A 5,569-nucleotide genomic window follows, 5' to 3' on the forward strand; every position below is an offset into this window, starting at 1 on the left:
GCGCTCGCGCGCTCCGACCTCGCGCCGTGGCTCGGCCCCTGGGTCGCGCTCGGCGCGATGGTGGCCCTGAGCGTCGTGGCGGCCCTGCTCGTCCACCGCCATGTCGAGCGCCCGATGACGCGTCTCGCCCGCGCCCGCCTCGATCCCGATCGCCATTCCCTTCCGAGGCCGAAAACCGTGTGAGCGCCGGGCGGCTGCGAGTTTCCCGCCGCGGCGATCCGCATTAGCGTCGCGACGGTGATGGCGAACCCGAGCGAGGCGACGCGATGAAGACCCTGCTGGTGCCGATCGCGCTCCACGACGCCCTGCCCTCGGTGCTGGAGACGACCCGCCTGGTGGCGCAGCGCTTCGGCAGCCTGATCGAGGGCGTGTCGCTGCGGCCGGCGCTCGCCGAGTACGTGCCCGTCGACATGGTCGGCGGCATGACCTGGCTGCGCGACGAGGAGGCCGACCGGGCCGAGGCCGAGGAGGCGGGCGGGCGCTTCGTCGCCTTCATGGACGGGGCTGGCATCCCGCGCCACGCCCGCGACGGCCTGTGCGTTCCCGAGAACGTCGCCGGCGCCGGCGCGCGCTATCGCTGGCGGCAGGACGTGCCGGCGGGCGACGCCTTCCTCGGGCAGTACGCGCGCCTGTTCTCGGCCACCGTCGTCGGCCGCCCCGGCGCCGCCGACGGCACGCCGCGCATGACCACCCTGGAGACGGCGCTGTTCGAGGGCGGCCGCCCGATCCTGGTGGCGCCGCCGACCCCGCCGACCCGGTTCGGCGACGCGATCCTGGTTGCCTGGAACGGCTCGACCGAGACCGCGCGCGCCGTCGCCTTCGCGATGCCGCTGCTGCGGGCCGCCTCCCGCGTGCTGGTGCTCAGCGTCGAGGGCGGCACGGTGCCGGGCCCGAGCGCCGAGGACCTCGCCCGCTCGCTCGCCTGCGAGGGCGTGGCCGCCGACCACAAGGCGCTTCCCGCCGGGCGCCGGACGCCGGGCGAGACCTTCCTCGCCGAGGCGAAGGAGTTCGGCTCCGACCTGCTGATCAAGGGCGCCTACACCCAGAGCCGGCTGCGGCAGATGATCTTCGGCGGCCCGACGAGCCACCTGCTCGCCCACGCCGACCTGCCGATGCTGATGGCGCACTGACGGCGTGTGCCGCGCGCGAAGCGGGAACCTCGACCGTTCGCCCGACGTTCGCGCCTCGCCGGCCATCCCGGTCGAGTGAGGGGCTGACGACAGTGATCCGAGCTTGTCTGATCGCGCTCGCGATGGGTGCGACCTCCGTTGCGGCGCAGGCCGCGGAATCCTTCGCGCGCTACCAGGGCACCGTCGAGGCCCGCGACGCCGACACGCTGATGATCCGGCGCGCGGTCGGCGGGTCCGTCACCGTCCTGATGAACGTGAAGACGCGCCTGTTCATCGCGACCGCAGGCCGCCTCCGCGACATCAAGCCGGAGAGCTACGTCAGCATCGTCTCGGTGCCCGGCGCCGACGGCAAGCCGAAGCCGATCAAGGTCGCGATCTACTCGCCGTCCGAGCGCGGCTTCGAGGCCGGCACCAAGCCCTGGGACGCGGCCCCCGACGCGCGGCTCACCGCGGGCTGGATCGGCGGCCTGTCGCTCGATCCGCCGCGGCAGGTCGAGCTGGTCTACGACGGCGGCAGCAAGTCCTTCACCATCCCGCCCGGGACGCCGACGGCGCAGATCGCCCCGGGCGAGAGGGCTCTGCTCGTGCCCGGCGCCGACGTCGTGGTGCTCGCGCGCACCGACGCCGACGGTCTCGTCAACGCCGACCTCGTCGCGGTCGGCCGCGCGGGAACCGAGCCGACGCTGTGACATCGCGCACAGCGCGACGCCGCCGGCCGGTTCGGGCCGGCGGCCCGTGAGCGCGGGCATGGCGCCGGGACGCGCGCCCGCGCTACATCGCCCGGCATGACCGATTTCCTTCTCGATTCCCGGCTCGCCGCCGACACCGTGCCGGTCGGCGACCTCGGCCTCTGCTCCGTCCTGCTGATGGACGATTCCCGCTTCCCGTGGCTGATCCTGGTGCCGCGCCGGGCTAATTTGAGCGAGCTCACCGATCTCGCCGCCGAGGATGCCGCCGCCCTGTGGCGGGAGGTCCACCTCGCCACCGGGGTGATGCTGGCGCTGGCCAAGCCCGACAAGGTCAACGTCGCGACGCTCGGCAACGTGGTGGCGCAGCTCCACGTCCACGTGGTCGGGCGCTTCCTGTCGGACCCGGCCTGGCCCGGCCCGGTCTGGGGCTTCGAGGCGCGAAAGCCGTATCCGCACCATGCCCGCGCGCAGCTCGCCGAGCGGGCCGGCGCCCTGTTCGCAGCAGCCTGAGGTGGCGATGACCGACCCCTTCGCCACCCTGGGCTTCACGCAGAGCCGGCTCGTCCGCCATTCCTCGGAGCAGGCGGAGGACGCGGTGCCGCCCCCCGACGCGCCGGGCACCCGGCTGGTGCTCCTGGCCGGCGACGCGCTCGTGCTTCGGGGCGGGAGCGCGATCCTGGAGGCCGAGGACGGCGTCCGCGCGAACCCCCTGATCACCCAGGAGCGGATCTTCCTCGGGCATCTCGACGGGCGGCCGATCTTCGCGGCGGTGGCGGCGCCGGAGGCGGCCGAGGCCTATGCCGGCGACGGCTTCCGGACGCTCGACCTGCGCACCATCGCCACCGAGGGCGCCGTGCCGCAGGACGAGCTCGGCCTGCTCGCCACCGCGAAGTCGATGCTCGGCTGGCACGCGCGCAACCGCTTCTGCGCCAATTGCGGCACGCAGACCCTGGTCCGCGCCGGCGGCTTCCGGCGGGAATGCCCGACCTGCGCCGCCCATCACTTCCCGCGCACCGACCCGGTGGTGATCATGCTGATCCGCCGCGGCGAACGCTGCCTGCTCGGGCGCGGCCCGCACTTCAAGGAGGGGATGTACTCGTGCCTCGCCGGCTTCCTCGAGCCCGGCGAGACGATCGAGGCCGCGGTCGCGCGCGAATCCTACGAGGAGACGCGGGTGCGGGTCGGCGCGGTCGGCTATCACACCTCGCAGCCCTGGCCGTTCCCGTCCTCGCTGATGATCGGCTGCACGGCGGAAGCCCTGGACGAGACCATCGTCACCGACCCGACCGAGCTCGCCGACGCCCGCTGGTTCGACCGCGCCGAGGTGCTGGCAATGCTGGAGCGGCGCCACCCGGACAACCTCTTCGCCCCACCGGCGATGGCGATCGCGCACGTGCTGATGCGCGCCTTCGTCGAGGGGCGGGCCTGAGGGCCGAAACCCGTCGTTTGCCACAGACTGCAGCTGCCCGGAATCGGTCATTCCTGGCCGGGCCGCTTCCGGGCGAACAGTGGAACGGCCCGACATCTCCCCCGTCTCGCCGCGGCGGGCAGACCACCTGACACGCGGATCGGAACGGGCTCCGCGAACGCGCTTGCAGGTTTCCTGCTCGTCGATCAGCTCGCGATCTTCTCAAGGCGCCCGAGACCTTGGAAAAGATCCTCGAACCGGGCCGCCGGCAGCGCCTTGGCGTACAGGAATCCCTGACCCTGCTTGCAGCCCATCTCGAGCAGCCGCGCCTCCTGGTCCGACGTCTCGATTCCTTCTGCGATGATGTCCAATCCGATGTCGTTCCCGATCTGGATCATGAAGCGCACGATCGCCGCATCGTGCTGATCGGTCATCAGGTCCCGGACGAATCCGCGATCGATCTTAAGGCGGGTCAGAGGGAAACGCTTGAGCGAGCTCAAGGAGGCGTAGCCGGTGCCGAAATCGTCGAAGGAAATGCCGACGCCGCGACGATGCAGGTCGCGAAACGGGCGGAGGACAGGCTCTTCGACCTTCAGGAAGATCGTTTCCGTGATTTCCAGCTCCAGCATCTCCGGGCTCAGCCGGTGCCGCTGGAGAGCGTCGGCGACATCCGACGTCAGCGTCCCCGACCGGACCTGGGCGGTAAACAGGTTGACGCCCATTTTCCGGATCGGGAGCCCTGCGTCGCGCCAAGCCGCCATCTGCCGGCAGGCTTCGTCGAGGATCCAGCGTCCGACCTCGAGTGCCAGGGGGTGCTCCTCGAGCTGGGACAGGAAGGCGCCCGGAAACAGCAGACCGCGTTCGGGGTGCTGCCATCGCAGGAGGGCCTCCGCACCGTTGATGCGCCTGGTATCCAGAGCCACCTGCGGTTGGTAGTGGAGCACGAACTCACCAGCCGCGACCGCCCTGCGCAACTCCGACTGCAGCGCCAGTCGCGAAAGCAGCGCGCTCCGCATGTCGGGCTGAAACAAGCGGAAGCGACGCTTGCCGTCCTGTTTCGCGCGAAAGAGCGCCAAGTCCGCATTGCCGACGAGCTCGCCTGCCGACAGGCCCTGCGTCGGGCTGATGGCGCCTCCGATGCTGGCGCCCAAGTGGAAGGTATGTCCTAAGACGCAGAACGGTGCCGCGAAGGCGTCGAGAAGCGCGGCGGCACTGGCTGCGACCTGCAGGGGATCGGTGGCGCCCGGCAGCATCACCGCGAACTCATCGCCGCCGAACCTGGCGACGATCGCATCCTGATCGAGCCAGGCCGGCAGACGGATGGCGAGGGTTTGGAGGACGGCATCACCGGTGCCGTGCCCCCAGCTGTCGTTCACCTCCTTGAATCCATCGAGGTCGAGCATGAGGACGCACGTGGCCTGACCGGCGGCGAGCCTCGCGTCGAGCGTCTCTTCGAAGGAAGCGCGGTTGGGCAATCCGGTGAGCGTGTCGTGATGCGCGAGCCTGACCAGATGCTCGTCGCGGGCGCGCCATTCCGAGATGTCGCGCATGATCGCCCCGAAGCCGAGGCCGAAGCGGTCTCTCCAGATCGACAACGTGAACTCGGCCGGAAACTCGCTGCCGTCGCAACGTCTGGCGGTGACCTCGATCGTTCGACCGGCCATCCGGGAGGACTCGTTGCGGGCGATGCGCGCCAAACCCGCCGCGTGGCTGGGGCGAAACCGTTCGGGAACGACGAGATCGACGTTTTGGCCCAGCATCGCGCCGGGTCCGTATCCGAAGAGCGCCTCGGCCGCCTCGTTCACGAAGGTGATCCGACCGGTGCCGTCGTTGGCGATGAACGCATACGTGGCGGCCCGCGCGAGTCCCACGGCACCGGCCAACGCGGTCTCCGACGAGACGGGGTCGTGAGAACCGAATGCTTGCTCGGTCGCGTCGATGTCGGTCATCACTTCAGCTCAATGGACTCCACGCATTGCGAAGAAGCAATATGTCACGTTAATCGGATCGAATTAAACTTGTGTTACAGTCAATCCAATCGATTAAAAACTACCGGATGCTGATTTTACTCCTAGAAGAACTGTGGTTTTGGGTGCGCAAACCGCGCCGAACACACTCGGAGCGCACGGCCCATGAACGCCCGTTTCCGAGCGCAGCAATCGGCTGCTGCGGCTGCAGCGGGCCGAGTCAGACCATGCCTCAAATCTCGATCGCCCGCCGCCCGCCCATCCCGGCGGGATCGAGGGCGACGCTCTTGATCACCGCGTGGACGGGGCGGCCGACCGCGAGGTCGAGGTCGCGCACGGCGGCCCCGGTCAGGCGGGCCGCGAGCACCGCCCCGC

6 protein-coding genes and 1 pseudogene are annotated in these 5,569 nt (G+C 70.3%); 5 read left to right on the top strand and 2 right to left on the bottom strand.

Translation table 11 applies throughout. From position 1 onward, the window contains the following. The 5 genes and pseudogenes from FV223_RS18790 to nudC all read left to right on the top strand — a co-directional run. Positions 1 to 183: pseudogene (locus FV223_RS18790) on the top strand (hypothetical protein); the annotation flags it as partial. Positions 184 to 266: 83 nt separating this feature from the next. Continuing rightward, a complete protein-coding gene (locus tag FV223_RS18795) occupies positions 267 to 1,130 on the top strand; it encodes a universal stress protein (protein ID WP_147728435.1) in 864 nt (287 codons plus the stop codon). A 122-nt stretch (positions 1,131 to 1,252) separates the two neighbouring features. Next, positions 1,253 to 1,819 (top strand): hypothetical protein, encoded by a 567-nt coding sequence (locus FV223_RS18800; RefSeq protein ID WP_147728436.1) that lies wholly within the window; start codon positions 1,253 to 1,255, stop codon positions 1,817 to 1,819. Positions 1,820 to 1,915: 96 nt separating this feature from the next. Further along, the gene (locus FV223_RS18805; protein WP_147728437.1) at positions 1,916 to 2,329 is read left to right on the top strand and encodes an HIT domain-containing protein; all 414 of its coding nucleotides are present in this window, start codon (positions 1,916 to 1,918) and stop codon (positions 2,327 to 2,329) included. Between the two features lie 7 nt (positions 2,330 to 2,336). Beyond that, on the top strand, positions 2,337 to 3,248 hold the full coding sequence (nudC, locus tag FV223_RS18810) for an NAD(+) diphosphatase (protein WP_147728438.1): 912 nt from the start codon (positions 2,337 to 2,339) through the stop codon (positions 3,246 to 3,248). A gap of 185 nt (positions 3,249 to 3,433) precedes the next feature. Here the strand turns inward: nudC and FV223_RS18815 are convergent, their stop codons facing one another. Further along, positions 3,434 to 5,176, bottom strand: a complete 1,743-nt coding sequence (locus tag FV223_RS18815; RefSeq protein WP_147728439.1) for a GGDEF and EAL domain-containing protein — start codon at positions 5,174 to 5,176, stop codon at positions 3,434 to 3,436. 250 nt (positions 5,177 to 5,426) lie between these two features. Further along, positions 5,427 to 5,569 (bottom strand): TOBE domain-containing protein (locus tag FV223_RS18820; protein ID WP_187276179.1); only part of this gene is annotated, 143 nt, incomplete at its 5' end.

Origin of the sequence: Methylobacterium sp. WL116, from assembly GCF_008039455.1 — a bacterium.
Taxonomy (GTDB): Bacteria; Pseudomonadota; Alphaproteobacteria; order Rhizobiales; family Beijerinckiaceae; genus Methylobacterium.